Source organism: Streptomyces sp. NPDC002144 (assembly GCF_053593695.1).
Genome location: NZ_JBSFDB010000021.1, coordinates 80670 through 104192, shown reverse-complemented (window position 1 = coordinate 104192; position 23523 = coordinate 80670). Strand labels below are relative to the sequence as shown.

22 protein-coding genes are annotated in these 23523 nt (G+C 70.4%); 15 read left to right on the top strand and 7 right to left on the bottom strand.

Annotated features, from left to right (window positions below):
- Window positions 1–60: 60 nt before the first annotated feature.
- Window positions 61–513: a hypothetical protein gene (locus ACWCQ1_RS28930; RefSeq protein WP_451027693.1), complete on the bottom strand. Its 453-nt coding sequence runs from the start codon at window positions 511–513 to the stop codon at window positions 61–63.
- Between the two features lie 139 nt (window positions 514–652).
- Window positions 653–1270 (bottom strand): COG4315 family predicted lipoprotein, encoded by a 618-nt coding sequence (locus ACWCQ1_RS28925; RefSeq protein ID WP_165954780.1) that lies wholly within the window; start codon window positions 1268–1270, stop codon window positions 653–655.
- 196 nt (window positions 1271–1466) lie between these two features.
- On the opposite strand from ACWCQ1_RS28925, the gene ACWCQ1_RS28920 reads away from it, so the two are divergent.
- Both ACWCQ1_RS28920 and ACWCQ1_RS28915 read left to right on the top strand, forming a co-directional pair.
- The gene (locus ACWCQ1_RS28920) at window positions 1467–3167 is read left to right on the top strand and encodes an MFS transporter (protein ID WP_451027692.1); all 1701 of its coding nucleotides are present in this window, start codon (window positions 1467–1469) and stop codon (window positions 3165–3167) included.
- A complete protein-coding gene (locus ACWCQ1_RS28915) occupies window positions 3164–4393 on the top strand; it encodes a glycosyltransferase (protein WP_358601342.1) in 1230 nt (409 codons plus the stop codon). The genes ACWCQ1_RS28920 and ACWCQ1_RS28915 overlap by 4 nt, the downstream gene beginning before the upstream one ends.
- A gap of 1 nt (window position 4394) precedes the next feature.
- On the opposite strand, the gene ACWCQ1_RS28910 is transcribed toward ACWCQ1_RS28915, so the two are convergent.
- Together ACWCQ1_RS28910 and ACWCQ1_RS28905 are read right to left on the bottom strand one after the other, a co-directional pair.
- Entirely contained in the window at window positions 4395–5879 is a 1485-nt protein-coding gene (locus ACWCQ1_RS28910; protein ID WP_133042514.1) for a sensor histidine kinase, read from the bottom strand.
- Between the two features lie 38 nt (window positions 5880–5917).
- Complete coding sequence (locus tag ACWCQ1_RS28905) at window positions 5918–6622, bottom strand: response regulator transcription factor (RefSeq protein WP_133042515.1); 705 nt, start codon at window positions 6620–6622, stop codon at window positions 5918–5920.
- Window positions 6623–6899: 277 nt separating this feature from the next.
- Between ACWCQ1_RS28905 and ACWCQ1_RS28900 the strand changes: the two genes are divergently transcribed.
- From ACWCQ1_RS28900 to ACWCQ1_RS28840, 13 genes are all read left to right on the top strand, one after another.
- Complete coding sequence (locus ACWCQ1_RS28900) at window positions 6900–7376, top strand: SRPBCC family protein (RefSeq protein ID WP_358601347.1); 477 nt, start codon at window positions 6900–6902, stop codon at window positions 7374–7376.
- A gap of 192 nt (window positions 7377–7568) precedes the next feature.
- Window positions 7569–8705, top strand: a complete 1137-nt coding sequence (locus ACWCQ1_RS28895) for an acyl-CoA dehydrogenase family protein (protein WP_358601350.1) — start codon at window positions 7569–7571, stop codon at window positions 8703–8705.
- An 86-nt stretch (window positions 8706–8791) separates the two neighbouring features.
- Window positions 8792–9880 (top strand): SDR family oxidoreductase, encoded by a 1089-nt coding sequence (locus ACWCQ1_RS28890; protein WP_358601353.1) that lies wholly within the window; start codon window positions 8792–8794, stop codon window positions 9878–9880.
- The gene (locus ACWCQ1_RS28885) at window positions 9877–11139 is read left to right on the top strand and encodes an aminotransferase class III-fold pyridoxal phosphate-dependent enzyme (RefSeq protein ID WP_133042519.1); all 1263 of its coding nucleotides are present in this window, start codon (window positions 9877–9879) and stop codon (window positions 11137–11139) included. Before ACWCQ1_RS28890 ends, ACWCQ1_RS28885 begins: the two co-directional genes overlap by 4 nt.
- Before the next feature lies 1 nt (window position 11140).
- Window positions 11141–11638, top strand: coding sequence for a type II toxin-antitoxin system RatA family toxin (locus ACWCQ1_RS28880; protein WP_133042520.1), 498 nt, complete (start codon window positions 11141–11143; stop codon window positions 11636–11638).
- Window positions 11635–12186: a flavin reductase family protein gene (locus ACWCQ1_RS28875; RefSeq protein ID WP_207929701.1), complete on the top strand. Its 552-nt coding sequence runs from the start codon at window positions 11635–11637 to the stop codon at window positions 12184–12186. The genes ACWCQ1_RS28880 and ACWCQ1_RS28875 overlap by 4 nt, the downstream gene beginning before the upstream one ends.
- A 44-nt stretch (window positions 12187–12230) precedes the next feature.
- Window positions 12231–13070 (top strand): SDR family oxidoreductase, encoded by an 840-nt coding sequence (locus ACWCQ1_RS28870; RefSeq protein ID WP_451027691.1) that lies wholly within the window; start codon window positions 12231–12233, stop codon window positions 13068–13070.
- Window positions 13070–13771, top strand: coding sequence for a sterol desaturase family protein (locus ACWCQ1_RS28865; RefSeq protein ID WP_133042522.1), 702 nt, complete (start codon window positions 13070–13072; stop codon window positions 13769–13771). Before ACWCQ1_RS28870 ends, ACWCQ1_RS28865 begins: the two co-directional genes overlap by 1 nt.
- Window positions 13772–13945: 174 nt before the next feature.
- Window positions 13946–15157 (top strand): nitric oxide synthase oxygenase, encoded by a 1212-nt coding sequence (locus ACWCQ1_RS28860; RefSeq protein WP_451027690.1) that lies wholly within the window; start codon window positions 13946–13948, stop codon window positions 15155–15157.
- A 259-nt stretch (window positions 15158–15416) separates the two neighbouring features.
- Window positions 15417–16844, top strand: coding sequence for a hypothetical protein (locus ACWCQ1_RS28855; protein ID WP_358601369.1), 1428 nt, complete (start codon window positions 15417–15419; stop codon window positions 16842–16844).
- A 68-nt stretch (window positions 16845–16912) separates the two neighbouring features.
- Window positions 16913–17782, top strand: a complete 870-nt coding sequence (locus ACWCQ1_RS28850; RefSeq protein ID WP_451027689.1) for a DUF5134 domain-containing protein — start codon at window positions 16913–16915, stop codon at window positions 17780–17782.
- A 260-nt stretch (window positions 17783–18042) separates the two neighbouring features.
- Window positions 18043–18348, top strand: a complete 306-nt coding sequence (locus tag ACWCQ1_RS28845; protein ID WP_358601374.1) for a heavy-metal-associated domain-containing protein — start codon at window positions 18043–18045, stop codon at window positions 18346–18348.
- Window positions 18349–18462: 114 nt separating this feature from the next.
- Entirely contained in the window at window positions 18463–20739 is a 2277-nt protein-coding gene (locus ACWCQ1_RS28840) for a heavy metal translocating P-type ATPase (RefSeq protein WP_451027688.1), read from the top strand.
- 300 nt (window positions 20740–21039) lie between these two features.
- Here the strand turns inward: ACWCQ1_RS28840 and ACWCQ1_RS28835 are convergent, their stop codons facing one another.
- The 3 genes from ACWCQ1_RS28835 to ACWCQ1_RS28825 form a co-directional block, all read right to left on the bottom strand.
- Complete coding sequence (locus tag ACWCQ1_RS28835; RefSeq protein ID WP_358601380.1) at window positions 21040–21948, bottom strand: M56 family metallopeptidase; 909 nt, start codon at window positions 21946–21948, stop codon at window positions 21040–21042.
- A complete protein-coding gene (locus ACWCQ1_RS28830; RefSeq protein ID WP_133042530.1) occupies window positions 21945–22313 on the bottom strand; it encodes a BlaI/MecI/CopY family transcriptional regulator in 369 nt (122 codons plus the stop codon). The genes ACWCQ1_RS28835 and ACWCQ1_RS28830 overlap by 4 nt, the downstream gene beginning before the upstream one ends.
- A gap of 370 nt (window positions 22314–22683) precedes the next feature.
- Complete coding sequence (locus tag ACWCQ1_RS28825; RefSeq protein ID WP_133042531.1) at window positions 22684–23457, bottom strand: DUF5995 family protein; 774 nt, start codon at window positions 23455–23457, stop codon at window positions 22684–22686.
- Window positions 23458–23523 lie beyond the last annotated feature (66 nt).

The window sequence follows — 23523 nt, the reverse complement described above, 5'->3', positions numbered from 1 at the left end:
CAGGGCGGCACCGCTCGCATACGGATGGCGAACGCAGCGGATGAGCCCTCGGGGTACGGCCTAGATCAACAGCCGGGAGAGGACGGCGAGGTCAGGGGGCGCACGGTGCGATGCGGTGGGAGGGCCGTGGCCGGCGGGCAGGGCGTCCGCGGCGTCGCCATGACCGACCCGAGGCACGGAGGAAGGCGGCACGAGCAACTGGGGCGCGCCCACGTCTCCGGACGAGCAGTGCTGCATCGCGGGGCCCGAGCAGGCGCCGCCGTCGCCGTCCGTGGCCGGGGCTTCGCTCTGCAGGGCCTCGCTGTGGTCGGTTTCGGCGGCCGTCGACGTCATGGCCGCCGAAGTGTGGTCCATGCCGGGCATCGCGCTCATGGCGGGGCCACGCATGGCGGCGGCGGTCATGTCATGGTGCGCGAGTACGGCGAGTGTGGCCAGGAGCGCGACGACAGCGGCCCACGTCCAGCGCACTGCGCCGCCGGGGGCAGCGATGCGTCGGTTCGTCGCTGCTGTCATCGCCTTCTGCGTCCACCTGTTTCGACCATGACCGCCACTATACCCGGGAGGGGTATCTCGTGCATCTGCTTCCAGAGTACGGGCGCGAACTCCTGGTGCGGCGTGGCCCACCTCGACGGCGCGGTACGCCGACCGGCCCTTACATCCCGGGCATGCCTGACATGCTGGGGCTCGCGCCCGAGCCGTTCCCGGACGAGGAAGACGCGCCGTCCGACATGGCCATCATCTTGCCGGCCGGTGTGACGAGGGACCATGCGCCGTTCTTGCCCTGTCCGTTCATCTCCCCGGCCTTGCTGTCACCCATGTAGCGGTACAGCGGCCAGCCGGCCAGGGTGACCTGCTTCATGCCGTCGTTCCGGGTCACCGTGCCGATCTTGGCCTGCACGCCCATCCCCTGGACACTGCCGTCGGCCATCACCGGCATCCAGGTCTGGGCACAACTGTCCGTGCACATCGACATGTTCACCTGGTCCTTGGCGTAGCGGTACAGCGTCCAGCCCTTGGCGTCGGTGACTACCGCCCCCATGCCGGACATCTGCTTGGCCATCAGCATGTTCGTACTGACCATGCCGCCGCTCCCGCCGTTGCCGGCCGCAGCGGTGGTGCCGCCGTCCGCCGGCGCGGTGGACCCGACCCCGGCCGCGGGCGCGGCGCCACCCGTGTCGGCAGAGCTGCCGGTGGACGAGCCGCAGGCGGCGAGCAGCAGCGTCGAGGCCGCGCCTGCGGCCAGGGCGAGAGCGATACGGTGGCGGGACACTGGGTTCTCCCTTGACGTCTTCTTATCTACTGACGTCCTTAGTACGTACGTAGACTCGTAGCCGTTCAAATTCTTGAAGTTCCCCTGCAGTTGAGCTGGTCTGCCGCTGTCAGTCGACTCCCTAGTCTCGGCCACGTGAACACGCCCAGCTGTGTCCACGTCTCCTCCGCGTTCTTCCCCCCTCCGGAGTCCCGAGATGGCCGACAGTGACATCGGTACGACGACCAAGCCCGCGCCCGACCCGCCGCCCCGCAACTCCTTTGTGCGCCCCAACAAGTGGTGGATGCTCGGCGCCGTCTCAGTGGCGACGTTCATGCTGCTGCTCGACGTGACGGTCGTGAACGTGGCCCTGCCCGACATGCAGCGCTCACTGGACTCCAGCTTCTTCGACCTTCAGTGGGTCATCGACTCCTACGCCCTGACGCTGGCGGCGTTCCTGCTCGCGGCCGGCACCTTGGCCGACCGGCTCGGGCGACGTCGCGTCTTCGTCATCGGGCTCGGGATCTTCGCTCTGGCTTCGCTGACGTGCGGCCTGGCCACCGGCACGGGGATGCTCAACGCCGCCCGGGCCGTGCAGGGCGTCGGCGGTGCGGTGATGTACGCCGTCTCACCCGCGCTGATCGCCAACCATTTCCAGGGCAAGCAGCGCGGCATCGCCTTCGGCATCTCGGGCGGCGTCACGGGACTGGCCGTCGCACTCGGGCCGTTGATCGGCGGCGCGCTCACCACCGTCAGCTGGCGGTGGATCTTCCTGCTGAACGTACCCATCGGCTTCCTGGTGATGGCGGTCATGCTGGCCCGGGCCGCCGAGTCCCGCGACTCGAACAGCAAGCGGATCGACTGGCTCGGTCTCATCGTCTTCTCGGTCGCGCTCACCATGCTCGTCTTCGCCCTGATCCGCGGCGAGGCACAGGGCTGGACGGACCCGCTCATCGTCGCCCTTTTCGTGGGCGCGGCCGCCCTGCTGCCGTTGTTCGTCCTGATCGAACGGCGCACGCCGGAGCCGATGCTGGACCTGGACCTGTTCCGCAACCGCTCCTTCAACGGCCTCGGAATCGCGACCGTTGCGGCCAACGCGGCGCTGAACGTGGCCATCCTGCTCCAGGTGCTGTACATGCAGTACATCCTCGGCTTCTCGGCGTACGGCACCGGAGTGCGCTACCTGCCGCTCACGCTCGCGCTGTTCGTCGCGGCGGCCGTGGCGGGCACGTTCTCCGATCGGATGCCGGCCCGGCTTCTGGTCGGGATCGGGTGTGTCGCGCTCGGGCTGGGCATGCTGGCCGCCCGCGACATCACCGCGGACTCCGCATGGACCGCCCTGCTGCCCGGCATGCTGCTCGCCGGCTTCGGCATGGGCGTGTTCAACCCTGTGCGTGCCTCGGCGGCCGTGTCCCTGGTGCCGCTGTCGCGGGCCGGCATGGCGTCCGGCATCAGCGAGACCTTCCAGCAGGGCGGCGTCGCCCTGGGCATCGCCGCCTTCGGGTCCATGGCCCACAGCCGGATGGCGCACGACTTCTCGGGCGCCATCGACGCCGCGGGCCGGTTGCCCGCACAGGAAACGGCCAAGCTGACGCACATGGTCTCCGCCGGCCGGCTCACCGAGGTGGCCGGCGCCGTGCCACCCGAACAGCGCGCCCTCGTCGCCAAGACCGCCAACGATGCCTTCATCGCCGGGCTCGACCTGGTCATGCGGGTCGGCGGGATCGTCGCCATCGTGGGCGGCCTTCTCGGTTTCGCCCTGATGCGGCGACGTGACTTCCCCGACCAGAGCGCCGACGCGCCGGAGCGGAGGACGTCGGCGTACCCGCCGACTGAGCGGCATCCCTCCGGTGGACGACGCGCCGCCGACGAGCGCACCCCCGGCCATCCGACCGAAGAAGAGGAAGACCTGCCATGAGCCGATTTCTCGTCTACACCGCACCGGGCAGCGGGCACGTGTACCCGCTGATCCCGACGTTGCTCGAGCTGCGGGAACGCGGACACGAACTGGTCGTGTTCGCCGAGGAGTCCACTCTCGAGACGCTGCGCGGGCTCGGCTTCGGCGCGGCGGCCGTCCACCCCGAGATCGAGAAGCGGGAGGACGACACCTGGAAGGCCGTCACCCCGATCGGGGCGATGCGCCGCTCGGTGGCGATGTACGTGGACCGGGCCCGGCACGAGGTCACCGACATGCAGGACGCCATCGCGAAGTGGCGGCCGGACGTCATCGCCCTGGACAACAACTGCTGGGGCGCCGCCGCCGTTGCGGAGGCGTCCGGCCTGCCATGGGCGCAGTTGGCCACCTTCCTGCTGCCGCTGACCACCCCGGACGCGCCACCGTTCGGGCTCGGCCTGAAGCCTGCGGCCGGCTGGCCGGGCCGGCTGCGCGACGGGATACTGCGGCAGAGCGCCCTGCCGCTGTTCGCCGCGCCGAGGGCGGTGAACAAGCTGCGGCGCGATCTCGGGCTCGCCGCGGTGAAACATGTACCGGACCTGTACATGACGGCACCGCTCATCCTGTCGTACACCGCCCAGCCGTTGGAGTACCCACGCCCTCTGCTCCCGTCGTCGGTGCACTTCGTGGGCCCCAGCAGCTGGGATCCCGCCTCCGACGCCGATGAGCCGGAGTGGCTGGCCTCCCTCAACCGGCCGGTGATCCTGGTGACCGTCTCCACGGTGTTCCAGGACGACGCCAAGCTGATCCAGGCGGCCCTCGACGCCCTGGCCGACGAGCCGTACGACGTCGTGGTCACCACCGCGTCCATCGACCCGGCCCGCTTCAACACCCCCGCCAACGCGCACCTGCACCGCTTCGTGCCCCACAGCCTGGTGCTGCGCAAGGCCGCGGCCGTGGTGTGTCACGGCGGCATGGGCATCACCCAGAAATCCCTGCTGGCCGGGGTGCCGGTATGCATCGTGCCGTTCGGCCGCGACCAGTTGGAGGTCGCGCGGCGGGTCGAACTCGCGGGTGCCGGAACGCGCGTGCCCGCCGGGCGGCTGAATCCACGGCGCCTGCGAGAGGCGGTACGGCAGACGGTGGGGAAGAAGCAGCAGGCCGTACGCGTGGCGGAACAGCTCAGGGCCGCCGGCGGTGCCCAAGCGGCCGCCGACGAGTTGGCGAAGTTGGTCGCCGCGCAGGTCTGACTCACCTCCCGCTCTCACCGCCCCCGCATCCTGCATCGCCCTGACGGGTCGGATTCCGCTTCCGGGCGGGCTCGTCAGGGCGCGCGCCCCTCCGGTCACGGCCGGGCAGCGCGGTCGCGGGCACGACGCGTGGGAGGACGGCGCGGGCGACCAGACCGCGTGGTTCGGCGTCGTCCAGTTCCAGCTCCGCCCCGCCGGCCTTGAGCAGCGCCTTGGCGATGGCCAGTCCCAGGCCGGAGCCGCTACGCCGGCCGGGCTGACGCCCGCGCCAGAACCGGTCGGTCGCCCGTTCCTTCTCCTGCGCCGACATTCCGGGCCCCTCGTCCTCGACCTCCACGTACACCGAGGCGTCGTCGGAGCGGATGCGCACGGTCACCCGGCCGCCTGGCGGCGAGAATCCGAGGGCGTTGTCCAACAGGACGTCGAGCACCTGGTCCAGTGCCCCGGGAAGGCATTTGGCGGGCGCGCCGCGCCCCTGGACCGCGATCGTGACGTCCGCTTCCTCCGCCCGGCTGCTCAGCGCTCTCGCCCGCGACTCCACGACGGCCCGGACGTCGATGGTGCTCGATCCGCCGTCGGCGGTGGCGGCGTTCGCCAGTACCAGGAGTTCGTCCAGGATGCGGCTCAGGCGGTCCGCCTCGGCGACCGCGACGGCCAGGTTCTCCTGCCCGTCCTCCGGGACGACGGCCTCCAGGGCCTCGACCCGCACGCGCAGCGCGGTCAGCGGGTTGCGCATCTGGTGCGAGGCGTCGGCCACGAAACAGCGCTGCGCCTCCAGTACCGAGACCAGGCGGTCCGTCATGCCGTTCACCGCTTCGGCCAGTTCCCGCAACTCGGGCGGACCACGGTCCGCGGTGGCACGCACCGAGTACTGCCCATGGGCGATCTGGCGGACCGCCGCCTGCAACTGCCGGGCCGGCCGCAGGCTCCATCGTACGAGCGGTATCCCCACGGCGGCCGCGGCCAGCAGCCCGACGACCCCCACTCCCAGCAGCAGCAACGCGTCCTGGGTGACCTGCGAACGCAGCGACGTCGTCGGCGAGATGGTCGCGACCGATCCCACCGGCCGCCCCCGCTTCAGCACCGGCTCGGCCACGAACAGCGGACGGGCGCTGATGTTGAAGGAGTAGTCCAGCGGCACGGTGCTCTCTCCGACGAGCGCGCCGAGCAGGGTCCGCCGCCACTCCGGATCGCTGATCTTCGTGCCGGGCCGGGTGGAGTAGATCCTGCGGCCCTGGTCGTCGAAGAGCAGGACCACGGCGTCGTTCTTTTCGCTGTAGGCCTTTGCCCGCGCCTTCCAGGCCGCGTCCGGAGCGGCGCCGCCGGTCGCCTCGGCCGCCGAGGCGAGCGAGAAGGCATTGGAGACCTGCCGGATCACCAGGTGGTGGTAGTTGTTCATGGCCAGGTTCAGGCCGAGCGGGATCTCCGTGGCCAGCAGGATCACGGCGGTGAGCGTGAGGTAGACGATCAGCAGGCGACGCTGCATGTGCGCCCTTTCTTACGAGGCTTGCTGCCCGGGCGCTGTCAGGTGGTCGACGGGGAACCGAGGCGGAATCCCACGCCGCGCTGCGTCTCGATCCAGTCGTACGAGCCGAGCTTGCGGCGCAAGGTGCCGATGTGGACGTCGAGGGTGCGTGTCGAGCCGAACCAGTTCTCGTCCCACACACGAGCGATGATGTCCTCCCGCGTGTGCAAGGTGTCCGGTTTCTCCACCAGCATGGCGAGCAACTCGAACTCCTTGCGGGTGAGTTGGACGGGCTTGCCGCTCAGGCTGACGCTGCGGCTGCGCAGGTCGAGGCTGAGCGGCCCCACGACAATGACGTCCCGGCGCTCGGCGGTGCACGACGGGGCATGGTCGTGCGAGCCGACGCCACAGCGGCAGGTCCGGCGCAGGACCGCCTCCATGCGCGCCCGCAGCTCGTGCACGGAGTACGGCTTGACGACGTAGTCGTCGGCCCCGGCCTGCAACCCCAGAACCTTGTCGATCTCGTCGGCGCGGGCGGTGAGCACGATGACCGGTACGGCGGAGCGGGAGCGTATGCGCTTGCAGACCTCGACGCCGTCCAGGTCCGGCAGGCCGAGGTCGAGAAGGACCAGCTCGCAGCCCTCCAGTTTGGTCAGCGCCTCGGCCGCCGTGGGCGCGGTCAGGATGTCATGACCGAATTGACGCATCGCCACGGTCAGGGCGTCGGCGACATGTTCGTCGTCTTCGACCAGCAGAACACGCATGATCCCCCCGGAACATTCTGATCAAGTTGCATATTCAAATGCCTACTTCAAGTCTAACCAAGTCCTAAGCAGGCTCGTAGTGCAATGGAGTTGCACATCTCTTGAACACCGCCTGGCAATGGCCTGCAGTTCGGCTCAGTAACGTCATGGATGATCCCTGCGCGCACCCGCAGGCCGGCAGGTCTCCCCACCGGAGATCACGTGACGCCGCAGGCGAACCCGCCCCCCTCGGGCCCGGTCCCGACGAGCGCATACAGCCGGCATCGAAAGGAGCGTCGTGCGCGAGGCGACTCTGGTGGGCAGCATCGAGATCGCTGCCGATCCGACCACGGTGTACGGCATTCTCACCGACCTGGCCCGCTGGGAGCGGTTCGTCGTCGAGACCCGCGTTCCGGCCCGCGCCGCCACGGTTCGCCTCTCCCCCGGCATGACCTTCCGGGCCTGGAACCACAACGGCCTGTGGCGGTGGCGTACGACGACCACCGTGCTGGAAGCGGTACCGCACGACCGGCTGGTGTTCCGCGTCTCCTGCCTCGGCGAGCCGGTCTCGGTGTGGCGCTACGACATCGTCCCGACGCCCCGGGGAAGCCGGGTCACCGAGAGCACCCGCGACCTGCGCGGCCCAGCCATGGTCCTGCTGTGCCTGGTCACGACCGGCGTACTGGACCGCGCCGAGCACAGCCGGCGCAACATCGAACGCACCCTGGCAGCGCTGAAGGCCGAGGCGGAAGCCGAGCAGCCGAAGTTCTCCTGACAAGTTCAGGCGACGTGCAGTTCCCCTGCATGATCCGTGTCGCAGCTCTTAAGCACCTCTGTCGGCCACCTGAAGGCCTCTTGCAACACCGCTTCCTAGGTTTGGGGGCAGCCAGCGGGACAGGGCCTCGGCCGGTTCCGCCCGCTCCAGACATTCCGGCGATCTTCCCTCGACGACGTAAGGCTCGCGGAAATGCATTTTCTGGAACACGAACGCGCCACTCTCACCGACCTCCTCCCGGGCCTGGACGAAGCCTTGGCCGCCGCCCCGCTGTCGACCTGGGAGACGCCCGGCAACCCGGGACTCGACCACTTCCGCACCGCGGGCGGTCCGGGTCTCCTGGTGCCCGCCGAGCACGGCGGCAAGGGAGCCGACCTGCTCACCGCGGTGCGCGTCCAGCGCGCGGTGGGTTCTCGCTCGCCGTCCCTGGCGGTGGCCACCACCATGCACCACTTCTCGGTCGCCTCCCTGGTGGAGACCGCCGCGCAGAGCAGCGGGATGGAGTGGATGCTGCTGGCCGCCATCGCCAAGGACAACCTGCTCCTGGCCTCCGGGTTCGCCGAGGGGCGCACCGGGCAGGGCATCCTCAACCCGGCGATCAGCGCCCGGGTGGACGGCGACAAGATCTGGCTGACCGGCTCGAAGAAGCCCTGCAGTCTTGCCTGGTCCATGGACCTGCTCACCGCCTCCTTGCCCTTCCCCGACGAGGACGGCACACCGCGCCTGGCCGTCGCCGTCGTCCCGGCGAAGACACCGGGTCTGTCCGTACGGCCGTTCTGGAAGAGCCCCGTGCTGGCGGGCGCGGAGAGCGACGAGGTCGTCCTGGATGACGTGGAGGTCCCCGGCGATCTGCTGGTCCGTACCGACGTGGGCACCGACGGCGGGCTCGACCGCCTCAACACGGTCGGATTCCTCTGGTTCGAAGCACTCATGACGGCCAGTTACCTCGGTGCGGCCTCGGCTCTGGTGGAAAGGGTCCTGGTCAAGCCCGGCATGCCGGCCACCGCCGGCGCCCAGGCCGTCACAGCGGTCGAGTCCGCGGCCCTCATGCTGCGCGGTCTGGCCGCCCGCGCGACCGACGGGCCGATCGACGACGAGATCCTCGCCCAGGCGCTGGTGTGCCGGTACGCGACACAGGACCTCATCGTCCGGGTCCTGGACGTGTGCGTCGAGGTTCTCGGCGGCATGGCCTTCGTCTCCGGCGACGACGTCGCCTACCTCAACTCGGCCTGCCGCGCCCTGGCCTTCCATCCGCCCTCCCGGTCCCGGATGCACGAAGCGCTGGCCGGTTACTTCGGCGCCGGCGAACCCTTGCGCATCCCCGCCTGACCACCTCTTTCCGACAGCGGGCCCTGACCGGTCGCGGCTCCTGCCGCGCTGCCGTCCCCGCCTACGACACCGCGAGGTACAGACAAGTGACTTCTTCCACCCCACCCACCGTCCTGCTCACCGGAGCCTCGGGCGTGGTCGGCAGCGCCCTGCTCGCCGAACTCCCCTCCTTCTGCGAGGTCATCGCCCTGATCCACCGCTGCGCGTGCCCCGCGGCCGCGCAGCAGGTCTGCGGCGACCTGACCGCGCCCCGCCTGGGTCTGGACCGCGCGACGTACACCGAGCTCGCCCGTCGCGTGGATGTCGTCGTGCACTGCGCTGCGGTCACCGACTTCACCCAGGGGCCGGAGGCCACACATGCCCTGAACGAGGCCGGGACGCGCGCGGTCGTCGAGTTCGCGGCCGACGCCGGCGCCGTCCTCCACCACGTGTCGACCGCGTTCGTGGCCCGCCACGAGCTCACCCGCTCGCGTATGGGGCGCGACATGGGCGAGGCAGGCGCCCGGCCGGAGGACTACCTGGATTCCAAGCGCGCCGGCGAGGAGGTCGTACGTGCCTCCGGCGTCCCGGCGGTCATCGTCCGGCCCTCCATCGTCATCGGCGACTCCCGCACCGGGCAGATCGCCGCCTTCCAGGGGCTGCACAACATCCTGCTGATGCTGCTGCGCGGCCTGATGCCGCTGGTTCCGCTCCCTGCCACCTCGCTGATCGACTTCGTGCCGCAGGACGTCGTGGCCCGCGCGATCGCGGCGCTCATCGCCGCCGACCGCCGCGACGGCGAGGTGTGGATCACCGCCGGCCGGGAGGCCCTGCGCACCGAACACGTCCTCCAGGTCGTCTCCGGTGTCTGCACCGAGCTGGGCCTGAGCACCCTGATCCCGCGGATCGTCGGCACCGACATGGTCGACCGCCTGATCCGGCCGGTGTTCCTGGCCGGAGGGCTCCCCAAGCGAGCACTGCGCCGCTTCGACGACATGCTCGCCATGACCGCGCTGTTCGCCGATGCGCCCACCTTCCCGACCTCGCTCGGCGAACTCCCCGGCGATCCGCCGCAGTTGACCCGTGAGGAGCTGGAGGCGGCACTGCGCCGGACGCTCCTGCATCTCGCCCTGGTCAAGAAGCTGGGCGACGCGCCCGCCGTCACGCGGCCCGTGGCCGCCGGAGTGCCCGCATGACCGCGCCGACCATCTCCCCCGCCGCGGCACAACCCTCCGCGTCCGAAATCCTCGCCGCGTGCCGCAAGCACCTCGGCCGGGGCCGGGCACGTCTCGCCTCCCTGACCGGCGGTGCGATGGAGGTCACCTCCTACGGTTCCCGCGTCTTCGGAGCCGACGGCAAGGAGTACGTGGACTGCGGCGGCTACGGCGTCTTCCTGCTCGGCCACTGCCACCCCCGTGTCGTCGAGGCGGTGGTCGACCAAGTGACCCGCCACCCGCTGGCGACACGTCTGCTGCTGGAGCCGGTGGCCGCCCAGGCCGCCTCGGCACTGGCGGAGGTGACGCCGCCCGGCCTGGACTACGTCCACTTCGTCAACTCCGGTGCCGAGGCGACGGAGACGGCCGTCAAGCTGGCCCGGGCCCACGGCAGGCAGCGGCTGATCTCGACCATCGGCGGCTACCACGGCAAGACCACCGGAGCGCTGGCGCTGACGGCCAAGGAGCTGTACCAGGCGCCGTTCCGCCCCCTGCTGGATTCCGAGCACGTCCCGTACGGCGACACCGAGGCACTGGCCGCCGCCCTCGCCGACGGACCGCCCGCCTGCGTGGTCGTCGAACCCGTACAGGGCGAAGGAGGAGTCGTCCTGCCGCCGCCCGGCTACCTCCGCGACGTACAGCAACTGTGCGCCGGGCATGGAGCGTTCTTCGTGCTCGACGAGATCCAGACCGGTCTCGGCAGGCTCGGCAGCTGGTGGGGCGCGGACGAACACGACCTGCGGCCGGACGTCCTGCTGGTGGGCAAGAACCTCAGCGGCGGGGTCATCCCCGTGGCGGCGGCAGTCGCCACCGCCGAGGCCTACGCCCCGTTCGACCGTGACCCGTACCTGCACACCTCCACCTTCGCCGGAGCGCCCGTCGCCATGGCCGCCGCACAGGCGGCAGTCCGGACCATCGCGGACGAGGATCTGGTGCACCGGGCCCGGCTGCTGGGCGAGGACCTGCTCCTCCTGCTCCGGGACGTGCTCGCGCCGCTGGGCGACACGGTCCGCGAGATACGCGGCCGTGGCCTGCTGCTCGGCATAGAGATGCGCGACGAGCAGCTCGCCGGCGAGCTCGTGCTGCACCTGCTGGAGGCCGGCCTGCTGGTCAACCACTCCCTCAACGCCCACCGGGTCGTACGGCTGACTCCGCCCGCCGTGCTCACGCCCTCCGACCTGGACTGGATCTCGGCCGCCTTCACCACCGCGGTCACCGCCCTGACGAAGGGACTGCACTGACATGCCCGAAGTGACCCTCGACGTCCGCATACCCGACCTCAACCCCCTGGCCGTCTTCGAGCGACTGCGCGACTTCGGCGCCTACCCGAAGTTCACCGACGCCATCCGCGAGGTGCGGGTCGTCGAGATCGACCACTGCACCGTCGACTCCCACTGGCAGGCCAACTTCCGCAACGGCGTCCTGTGCTGGTCCGAGCGCGACACCATCGACCCCGCCGCCCTCAGCATCGAGTTCACCCAGCTCGACGGCGATTTCGAACGCTTCGAGGGCGGCTGGTACGTGTCGGAGGACTCCCCCGGCACCACGGCCCGCTTCACCGCCGTCTTCGACCTCGGCATCCCCACCCTCGCCTCGCTCATCGACCCCATCGCCGCCCGGACGCTCCTCGACACGATGGGCCTGATCGCCCGGGGACTGTTCGGCCCGCGCGTCCGGCTGGACGAGCCGGAGACGGTACCGGCCGGCGCCGGCGCCCCCGACGGGGGCCGACGGCCGTGACCAGCGCCCCCAGCTACCCCCTGATCCACGTGGCCGAGGCCGAACGGCCCGCGGACGCCCCGCCCTTGACCCAGCGGACGACCGACCGGACGTGCCGCGAGGTCTTCGCCCAACTGCCGGCCGCGGTGAGCGTCATCACCACCGACGGTGCCCACGGACCGGCCGGAATGACGGCGAGCGCCGTCTGCTCCCTGTCCGTGGATCCGCCGCTGATCCTGGTCTGCATCGCCAACCGCAGCCGCACACTCGAGTACATCCTCAGTCACGGGACCTTCGCCGTGAACGTGCTGCGCGAGGACCAGGCCGATGTCGCCAGGGCGTTCGCCGACCCCGGCACCGGCCAGCACAACCGCTTCGCCGCCGCACCGTCGCGCCGCGAGTCCGGAGCCCTCCTTCTTGAGGACTCGGCGGCCTGGCTCGCCTGCGACGTCCAGGACACCTATCCCGGCGGCGACCACACGATCGTCACCGGCCGGATCCGCTCTCTCGGCGCTTCCCGCATCCGCCCCCTGCTCTGGCACGGACGCCGCTTCCGCGCCCTGTCCTGACCACTGCCGTATCCGCCCCCTCGTCCCATTCCCCGGGAGGAAACATGCCCAGGAACCTCACCAACCAGGTCGTGGCCATCACCGGCGGCAGCCGAGGCATCGGCCGGGCCACCGCCGAGATGTTCATCGCCAAGGGCGCGAAGGTCGCCATCGGCGCCCGCACCATCGAGTACGCGGCCAAGGTGGCCGGCGAGATCGGCGCACACGCCTACCCGCTGGACGTCACCGATCCCATGTCGGTCAAGCAGTTCTGGAAGACCGTCGAAGCCGAACTCGGCCCGGTCGACATCCTCGTCAACAACGCCGGTGAAATGATCGTCAGCCGGCTGGAGCACGAGAGCGACGACGCCACCCTGCACCAGATCGAGGTCAACCTGCTCGGCACCATCAACGGCATGAAGACGGCGATGGGTCCGATGCGCGAGCGGGGCCACGGGCACATCATCAACATGGTCTCCGCCGTCGGCATGGTCGGCCTGCCCGGCTGCGCCACCTACTCCGCCGCCAAGCACGGTGTGGTGGGCCTCTCCGAGGCGGCCCGCGCCGAACTGCGCGGCTCCGGCGTGGACCTGTCGATCATCCTGCCCATCCCCGCCCAGACCGAGCTGACCTCCGGCGTCGGCAAGGGCCGCTTCGTACCGCTGCTCACCCCGCAGGACATCGCCGCCGCCGTCCTGCGCACCGCGCGCCGCCCCCGCTACAACGTCTACGTCCCCGGCTGGACCAATCCCGTCACCCGCTCGCTCTATCTGCTTCCCCAGCCCTGGCGGGACGCCATGGGCCGCTTCCTCAAGGCCGACCAGTTGCTGCGCACCACCGACTTCCAGGCCCGCACCTCCTACGAGGCCCGCCTGGGCCACACCCTGCCGAGGGAGGCCGCCTGATGGCCACGCCCACCAAGCGAGCGTCCCTCGTCAACAACATCGTCAGGGGCTCCACCACCAAGGGCGCCGTCCGCCGCGGCAACGCCCCTTCCGTCACCGGCATCTCCCTGGTGGACCGCCTCATCCACGTCCACCCCGTCACCACCGTCGCGATGTTCACCCCCGTCGCCGCGGCGGCCACGGCACTCTCCGTGGGCCGAACCGGCGGTTGGGCCATGGCGGGCTGGGCGCTGGCCGGGTACGTCACCTGGACCCTGTCCGAGTACTGGGGCCACCGCATCGTCCTGCACTACGAGCCGCCACGCGGCTTCGGCGCCAAGCTCCACTACGTCCTGCACGGCGTCCACCACGACTACCCGCAGGACATGCGCCGCTCCATCCTCAGCCCGCTGCTGAGCATCCCTATGGTCGCGGCGACGTTCTACGTCTCCAGCGGACTGCTGGACGTCCCGCCGGTCTTCGGCGCCGGCTACGTCGTCGGCTACCTGGCCTACGACCTGTTCCATCTCTACCTTCACCACGGCAGGCCCAAGAACCGCCTGCTGCGCACTCTGCGGGAGTACCACATGCGCCACCACTTCCGCGACGACTCCCGTGGCTTCGGTATCAGCGCCCCGTACTGGGACGAACTGTTCGGCACTTCCATCGCCCGTACGCCCAAGGCCGGGCGGGCGGCGGGCGCATCATCCGGCGGTGCCTGACCGTCCGCCCTCCCAAGCCGCGTGGGCGCCGTCGCCACCACCGGGGCCACGACCCGTCGTCGCTGCCCCGGCCCCGGTGGCCGGCGCGGGCGCCCACGCGCCGCGGACGGTCACCGGCCGCTCCTCCCGCCCCAGCCGTCACGGGCCGCGCCGCCCCCTCACGAGGACCAGGCCATGAACTCATCCGATACCCTCGCAGCACGCATCGCCTCCACCCCGGACACCCACACCTCCCTTCCTGTCCCGTCCACGCCGCCGAGCCAGGCGGACCTCACCGAGGCGCTGGACTTCGTGCGGCAGCACCACCGCGAACACCCGGAACAGACGGTCCCCCTGCACACGCGCCTGCGGCAGGTACAGCGGCAGTTCGACGAGACCGGCACCTACCGCCACACCACCGAAGAGCTCACCTTCGGCGCACGTGTGGCCTGGCGCAACAGCAGCCGCTGCATCGGCCGCCTGTACTGGAACAGCCTGCAGGTCCTGGACCGGCGGGAGGCGACCACGCCCGAGGAGATCCACGAACACCTGATCACCCACCTGCGCCGCGGCACCAACGGCGGGCGCATCCGCCCCACCATCTCCGTCTTCGCCCCCGACACCCCCGACCGCCCCGGTCCTCGCGTGTGGAACGACCAGCTCATCCGGTACGCCGGATACCGCCGTCCTGACGGCAGCGTCGTCGGCGACGCCGCCTACACGGACTTCACCGACCTGGTCCAGCGCATGGGCTGGAACGGCCCCGGTGGTCCCTTCGACGTCCTGCCCCTGGTCATCGCCACCCACGACACCAAGCCGCAGCTGTTCGACCTTCCCGCAGACGCCGTCCTCGAAGTCCCCCTCCGCCATCCCGACCACCCCTGGTTCGCAGAACTCGACCTGCGCTGGCACGCGTTGCCCGCCATCTCCAACATGCGCCTGCGCATCGGCGGCGTCGACTACCCTCTCGCCCCCTTCAACGGCTGGTACATGGGCACCGAGATCGGCGCCCGCAACCTCGTCGACGAAGACCGCTACAACCTGCTCTCCCTCGTCGCCGCCGGCCTCGGCCTCGACACGAGCGACGAAGCCACCCTGTGGCGCGACCGCGCCCTGGTCGAACTGAACGTCGCCGTCCTGCACTCCTTCAGCGAGGCAGGCGTGCGCATCAGCGACCATCACACGGAATCCCGCCGCTTCCTGACCCATCTGGAGAAAGAGGAGCGGGCGGGCCGGACGGTCCCGGCCGACTGGACCTGGATCGTCCCACCCGTCTCGGGCGGCATCACACCGGTCTTCCACCGCTACTACGACGAAGCCGACCAGAACCCCAACTTCCATCTCGACGACGACGCCCGGGACCGGGGCAGGGGCCGCTGCCCCTACGGCCACGACCGGCAACGATGAGGGGCAAGTGATCACAGACATCACTGTCGTCGGCGGGGGCCTTGGCAAGGACCTGATCCGGGATCACTTCCGGCCCGGCCCCGCCCTCGCCGCCCGGCTTGCCCACGCCGTGGCCCCTCGCTGTGCGACCTTGGCTCCGGCCACGGGGTGTCAACGACTTCGGCTCAGAAGCATCCGCGAGTTCTTGCCCAAGGATACCCCGAGGGGGTATGCGTGGAGTCGGCACGTCACGTGACTTCCCCGAAGAGAGGACAGTGGCATGGGCCGCCTCCTGACCGCGGTGTCGAGTGGTGCACTCGCGCTGTTCAGCACCTACTGGGACGACTCGCTGCATACTGACATCGGCCGGGACACCTTCTGGAGCGCACCCCACGTACTGCTCTACGGCTCGCTCCTGGTCACCCTCGGCGCACTGGCCCTGTGGGCCTGGCCGCGCGCCCGCGAGAGGGGTGTGAAAGGGATTCCGAGGGAGCCGGTCCTGCGCTGGGCAACCGTCTCGGGCGTGTCCATAGGCATCGCGGCCCCCGCCGACACGGCATGGCACACCGCCTTCGGGCGCGACGCCGTCCTGTGGAGTCCGCCGCATCTCCTGGCGATCGTCGCGACGATCACCCTGACCGTCACTCTGCTGCGGGCGGTCGCACTGGAGCAAAGGCGGGGATTCGCACTCGCGGCCACAGAAGCCCTGGTCCTGGGCGCAGCCTTGGTGCCGGTCATGGAGTACGACTCCGACGTGCCGCAGTTTTCGGCCGTGTGGTACCTCCCCGTTGTCAGCGCCGCCGTGACGCTGGCCGTCCTGCTCATCCGCCGTTTCGACTCCCTGCCCGGCGCGTCCGTCCGCGCGGCGCTGCTGCTGACAGCCGCGCGGCTGCTGACGGTCGCCTTCCTGGCGCTCCTGGGTCGTTCCACGCCGATCGTCCCACCCGTGGTCGTGGTGACCCTCGCCGCCGACCTGGTACGGCGATGGCGTCCGTCCCCCTGGTGGCTGACCCTCGTCGTCCCGGCGGCCGTGCACGCGATCTACGTCCCCCTGTTGCCGGTGCTGCCGCACGGCACGGCGGTCCCCGCGGGGCAGATCGCGCCGTCGCTCCTGCTGGGCGTCGGCGGCTCCGCCCTGATCGTCCTGGTCGCCGAAGGGGTGCCGGACGGCTGGCAGCGCGGGGTCCGGGCGGCGACGGTGGGCGTCGCCGTCCTGCTCGCCCTTCCCCTGCCGGCCCCGACACGAGCCCTCGCCCACGATCCCGGGCAGGGCACCGACCTGGGCGAGGCACGGTGGAGCACCTTCGTCAGGGAGCACCAGGTCGACGTCACCGTCTCCTCCGAGGAACCAGGGCTGCGCCCCACCGGCCTGGTCGCCCGGCGCGCCGGAGAAGAGGTCACAGGACGGCTCACCTCCGACTCCGCCGGCACCGGACACGGTACGGTCCGGCTGCACGCCGACGGCCGCTGGTTCCTGTACGCGACCTTCAGGGACGCTCGCGACCGGTCGGCGGAGAGCTGGGTCGCGGTGCAGCAGGGTTCCGCGCGGGCCCGCACGGCGACGCGTCCCGTATACGTGCCGCCGACTCAGACGTACGGCGCGGGACGGACAGCTGCGACCGTGGTGCTGTACGGAATGGCCGCGGCGCTCCTCGTCGCCGTCGCCCGGTCCGGTCGCAAACCCAGGACGGCACCCACGGCCGACTGAACACCTACAACAACCCGTTCGTACTAAGGGCCATAGCAGTTGAAGGCTTGCAGTTGATGGGGAAGGTGATGATGGGAAGCCTGGCTCTCAGTTGGTCCATCGCGGCAGTCGCCGCCCTCGTGGCCGCGGTCAGCGCCGTCCGGGTGGTGACCACCAGAGGCGAGACCCGGTTCGCGGCGGGTGGTGAACTGCTCATGGGCCTGTGCATGGCCCTCATGGCCCTGCCTGCGACGGTCGCCTGGTATGCGGGCCACGGCATGTGGTGGGTGGTGGCATTCACTCTGGTGGGCCTCGGCGGTGCGGCGCTGGCGGTCAAGCACACCCGTACGTGCGGGTGGAAGCACGGCCGCCACTGGGTGCATCTCATCGCCGGAAGCTTCGGCATGGTGGTCATGACGCTTGCCATGACGCCCACGTCGTCCGGCCCGGCGCTGGCTCTGGGCTCCTCGATGGCCGCCATGCCGGGGATGGAGAACATGCCGGGCATGCAGGACGTCGCCGCGAACACCAGGACCTCGGGCATGGAAGGGATGCAGGGTATGGCCGGCATGGAGAACATGCCGGGGATGAACATGCCCGGCATGGACTCCGCCGCCGTGTCAGCCTCGTCGTCGACGCCCCTGTGGCGCTGGGTGATCGTGGCGCTCGCCGTGTACTTCGCCCTGATGATCGGCGCGTCCGTCTGGGCCCGGGTACGGGGGACCGACAAGGACCTCGCCGCCGGCCGGACCTGGAGCCGCTGGCTGCTTGCCGTACCGGACACGCTTCTCGTCTTCCTCGCGTCGCTCACGCTCTCGGTGTGGGACAAGGCCCGCACAGGCGAGGGCACCGCTCACGGCCGCCGCCGGAAAGTCGGCGCCGCGCCGCAGGCCGCCCTGGCGGCCCATGTCGGCATGGGCGCGACCATGTCCGGGATGCTGCTGATGATGGCGACGTGACGACGGACGCACCGACTTCAAGCGATCGGCCGGCGCTCGCGATGGATAGGGACGGTCCGCCGATGCCACCGGCACGAACCGGGTCACCCATAGCGTCACTAAAAATCTTAGTGACGAGAACTCGGCATGAACAGCTCCATGCGGGCGGAGACAGGGGATGGCTAGATACCCCTAGGGGGTATAGTGTTCGTCGTGTCGGGAGGACGGGAACGCCGCCCTCCCACACACCGATCCCACGCGTACACACCGAGGATGAAGCCATGACCGAACAGACGACCTCCACCTCCGGCTCCTGCTGCGGCGGCTCGTCCAGCGGCTCCGGCACGACCGACGTCCACGACATCCAGGCCACCGGCGTCACCACCGTCTACCAGGTGTCCGGCATGACCTGCGGCCACTGCGAGGGCGCCGTCTCCAAGGAGATCTCCGCCCTGGACGGCGTGACCGCGGTCCAGGCCGTCGCCAAGTCCGGCCAGGTGACCGTCACCTCCGCCGCCCCGCTCGACGAATCGGCCGTCCGCGCCGCCGTCGACGAGGCCGGCTACGAACTCGTCGGCCAGGCCTGACGACCCCTCGGGGCACCCTGCCCCGGGGCACGACGCGCACTCCCTCCCCGCGCCGGGACGCATCGCTCCGCTGATACGGACGCCGCGCGTCCCGGCCTCCCCCTGGAGATACGCATGACCAGCACGGCTCCCGAGAAGACGCAGTCCCCCACAGCATCCGAACCCGCCTCCCAAGTCGAGCTCTCCATCGGCGGCATGACGTGCGCCTCGTGCGCGGCCCGCATCGAGAAGAAGCTCAACCGCATGGACGGCGTCACCGCCACGGTCAACTTCGCCACCGAGAAGGCGAAGGTCTCCTACCCGGAAGGCGTCGACGTCGCCGACCTCATCGCCACCGTCGAGAAGACCGGCTACACCGCCGAGGAGCCCCCACCCCCGGCCACCGAGAAGCGGGGTGCCACCGAGGCCGAGGCCACGCCGGACGGTGAACTGCTGTCCCTGCGCCAGCGTCTGTACGTCTCGGTTGCGCTCTCCGCGCCCGTGGTGCTGATGGCGATGATCCCGGCCCTGCAGTTCGACGACTGGCAGTGGCTGTCACTGACCCTGGCCGCCCCGGTCGTGGTGTGGGGGGCCCTCCCCTTCCACAAGGCGGCCTTCACCAACGCCCGGCACGGCGCCGCGACCATGGACACCCTGGTGTCCGTCGGCACACTGGCCGCGTTCGGCTGGTCGCTGTGGGCACTGTTCTTCGGGACGGCCGGCATGACGGGGATGCGGCACGGATTCGACCTCACCGTCTCCCGCACCGACGGCTCTTCCAGCATCTACCTGGAGGCCGCAGCCGGTGTGACGGCGTTCATCCTCGCCGGCCGGTACCTGGAGGCGAAGTCCAAGCGGAAGGCGGGCGCGGCCCTGCGTGCGCTCATGGAGCTGGGCGCCAAGGACGTGGCCGTGCTGCGCGGCGGCAAGGAGATACGCATTCCCGTCGGCCAGTTGGCGGTCGGCGACCGGTTCGTCGTACGCCCCGGCGAGAAGATCGCCACCGACGGAACCGTCGTCGAGGGCGCCTCCGCGGTGGACGCCTCCATGCTCACCGGGGAGTCCCTGCCGGTCGACGTCGCCGTCGGCGACCCGGTCACCGGCGCCACCGTGAACGCCGGAGGGCGACTCGTCGTCGAGGCCACCCGCGTCGGCGCCGACACCCAACTCGCCCGGATGGCGAAGCTCGTCGAGGACGCGCAGAACGGCAAGGCGGCCGTGCAGCGCCTCGCCGACCGCATCTCCGCCGTCTTCGTCCCCATCGTCATCCTCCTCGCCCTCGGCACCCTGCTGACCTGGATCCTCGTCACCGGCGAGACAACGGCCGCCTTCACCGCCGCAGTCGCGGTTTTGATCATCGCCTGCCCCTGTGCCCTGGGCCTGGCCACCCCGACCGCACTCATGGTCGGCACCGGCCGCGGCGCCCAACTCGGCATCCTCATCAAGGGCCCCGAGGTCCTGGAATCCACCCGCCGCGTCGACACCGTCGTCCTGGACAAGACCGGCACCGTGACCACCGGCCGGATGACCCTGCAGGACGTCCACCTCGCCAAGGGAGCGGACAAGGAGGAACTACTCCGCCTCGCGGGTGCGTTGGAGCACGCCTCCGAGCACCCCATCGCCCAGGCCATCGCCACAGGGGCGATCGAGCAGGCAGGCGGCCTGCCGGTCCCGGAGAACTTCGAGAACGTCGCCGGACTCGGTGTCCAGGGCGTCGTCGACGGACACGCGGTCCTCGTCGGACGCGAGAGGCTCCTCAAGGAGTGGGCCATCGAACTGCCCCGCGAACTCGCCCAGGCGAAGGCCGCGGCGGAGGCCGAGGGCCGTACCGCGGTCGCGGTGGCCTGGGACGGCGAAGCCCGTGGTGTGCTCACCGTGGCCGACGCGATCAAGGAGACCAGCGCGGAAGCCGTCGCCGGACTGCGCCGACTGGGCCTCGAGCCCGTTCTGCTGACCGGCGACAACCAACTCGTCGCCGAGTCGGTCGCCCGCACGGTCGGCATCGACCAGGTGATCGCCGAGGTCCTGCCCCAGGACAAGGTGGACGTCGTGAGGCGCCTGCAGGCAGAGGGCCGTTCGGTCGCGATGGTCGGCGACGGTGTCAACGACGCGGCCGCTCTGGCAACCGCCGACCTGGGACTGGCGATGGGCACCGGCACGGACGCGGCGATCGAGGCCGGCGACCTGACCCTCGTCCGCGGCGACCTGCGCGTGGCCGCGGACGCCATCCGCCTGTCCCGTAAGACCCTGGCCACCATCAAGGGCAACCTCTTCTGGGCCTTCGGTTACAACGTCGCCGCGATCCCTCTGGCCGCCCTCGGCATGCTCAACCCGATGATCGCCGGAGCCGCGATGGCGTTCTCCTCGGTGTTCGTCGTCACCAACAGTCTGCGGCTGCGCGCCTTCAAGTAGGCCTCGGCGAAACCCTGTTGGCACAGGCGCCCGGATCACGACCGGGCGCCTCGCCGTGTTCTGTCACCCGGGCCCGTCCGGGTGCGAGAAGGGACCCGGGTCCGCGCAATCCGCGCCACAACTAGTCTGCTTAGTAATTAAATAGTAGAGTGAATGCGGCACCTCATGGAACGCCGGAAGCCTCCGCTCGTTGCGCTGGCTCCCCGGCGTCTTTTCAGGAAGGCGGTCGGGGGTTTCCGGTGAGGTGATCCTGCTGCGCGAGAGCGCAATTGCCGGGATGTGCGGGCCCTGGCAGGTGAGTCAGGGCCCGCATGCCAGCAGCAGCGGCAGCAAGGGAGCCACGATCGTTGCCGCCAGGATGCCCAGCCATGTCGCACGGTTCGGCCTGGGCTGCGGCGTGAGAATACGGCGCAGCCGGATGAGGGCACCCGATCCGCCGGCCCCCAGGGCCCCATGTGGTGCCCGCCCCGCCGCGACCTCGTACATGGCGCTGGCCAGCGCATCCCTGGAGTGGAACCGCAGGGCACGGTCGTCCGCGATCATTTCCAGCAGCAGATGCGTCTGCTCCTTGGCGTGCTGGGCCAGCGGAAGACCCCGAAACGCCCGGGAAAAGGCGTCGACCAGGACCTTCGGCACATGGTGCCGTCCGGTGATATGAGCCCGTTCGTGTTCGAGGACGGCGCGCAGCTGGACTTCGGAGAGGGTGTCCAGTGCACCGCTGGTGACCACCACACGGGAGCGGCGGCCCGGGAGGCAGTACACGGCCGGGACCTCGTATTCGACGATCGTGACACCGTACTTCGGGGACGGCCTGCCGACGAGAGCGAGCATGTCCAACTGGCGCCAGCGGGCACATCGGGCCCGCCAGGCGCAGCGGACGAGCCAGCCCACCGGCAGCAGGAGGACAGTCACAGGAGCGGCGAGCACCAGCACGTCACCGAGGCTGGGCGGTCCATCGCTCGCGGGCGCGTCGGCGGCCAGGCCGCAGGCGGTGAGCAGTCCGACCAGCCCGTCGTGCACGTGCTGCTCGGTGAGCGCCAGGTGGTAGACGGCCAGGGCGGTGGCGACGACGAACGTGGCCATGAGCGCCTGCCAGGCCAGAACCGCGGCGGTCGGCGCATGGTGAGTCCATTGCGCCCGTGTCAGAAGGGGTGGCGCCACGGCGCCCACGAGCACCGCGTATCCGGCCAGCGCCACGGCTGTGATCATGCCCCACTCCGCCTGTTCGCCCTTCGGAGAGCCGAGCGTAGCGCCTGCGTCTCGTCCGGCGTCATCTCTTCCAGGAAACTGACCAGGGTCCCGGCCGGGTCCGGGTTGCTGCCCAGCGCTTCGTGCATCAGGGACGCCGTGTACTGCTGGCGAGTGCAGGTGGGCGTGTACACCCAGGCCCGGCCTTCTTTGTGCCGGGTGAGCATGCCCTTGCGGTACAGGATGTCGGCCACGGTCTTGACCGTGCTGTAGGCGATCGGCCGCAGCCTGTTGATGTCCGTGCGCACCTCGCGCGCGGTGGCCGGACGCCCCCAGAGCCAGAGACGGTCCATGATCTCCGCCTCCAGCTCACCCAGTTGACGCACAACCGCTCCCTTCGCTTCCGGAGCGCGAGGCCTCCGGTACCGGCGCGAGTTCATCGTAGACGGCGAGGTCGGGCGCTCTGCGCGGTCGTGAGGAGAGGAGGCGCCCCGCATCGGGCACGACGGGGCTCCTCCGACCCGACGACGCACTCACAAGGGCATGCGTAGGTCAAACACGGCAAAGCCCCGCCTCTCAGAGCGGAGAGAGCGGGGGCTGTTGCTGGGGCCGTCAGCGGGCGAACAGGGCGGGAACGCCGGTCGCTAGCGCGAGGCCGGTACCGCGCGCCGACCGCGTACGGGTCCGACACGCGGAAGGGCGGGGAGGACCGCACGGACACAGCCCGCGGGATACGGATCCGCGTGAAGGGGCCTGTCACCCGGCCGAAGCGTGCTCCATGGCCTGGTCGAGGTGTGTGATGACGGCCGGTACGTCATCGCTTTCGGTGCGCCGGATCAGCTCGAGAGCCGGCCGGACGAGACCACCCGGTCGCGCGATCAGCCGTGCCAGCACGGCCGCCCGGATGTCGAGCCGCTCGATGGTGGCCTCGCGTTCCTGGTCGTTCTGCCCAGCCAGCAGTACGGCGTTGTACCACGCCTCCTCGCGGGACTGGCGGATGCTGAAATCCAGGATCCGCTCGTCGGTGCGGCCTCCGACCTTGTCCAGCAACGACATGAAGGGCGACAGGGCGTCGACCGAGTCCTGCACGGCCAGCACCACCCGCCCCAGGATGTCGTTGATCAGCAGGAAGTCGTGCCGCAGCGCGTGGATGTCCTCGCCGGGGCTGGTCCGCGCGGCGGCGACGGCCAGGTCGAGGTTGATGTGCGCGTTCACGCCGAGCACGAGGTGCTGGACGATGATGGTGTCGTCGTCCTTGAGCAGCCCGAACGCCTCGCGCCAGCAACGCGGCCCGCTCCGGTCCCGGCGCCAGGCGTCGTACGCCTCGAAGTAGCGGTTGCCGAAGTGCGTGTCGAAGCGGTCCATGCGGGCGCCGTCCTCGAACTGCCCGGCGTGGATGGCTGAACGGACCTCAACGGTCACCTGCCGGTACAGCGCCGCGAAGTACCCGATCCGGTCACCGGCACGGCCCGCGTCCCGCACGATGTCGGCAAGTCCGTTCACGACATCGTCGATGTTCTCCGCCGCCATGCTCAACCCCCGTCTGCTGTCCCCTGGTTCGGCAGACCTGTCGTACCACGCCACACAGTGGTGGGT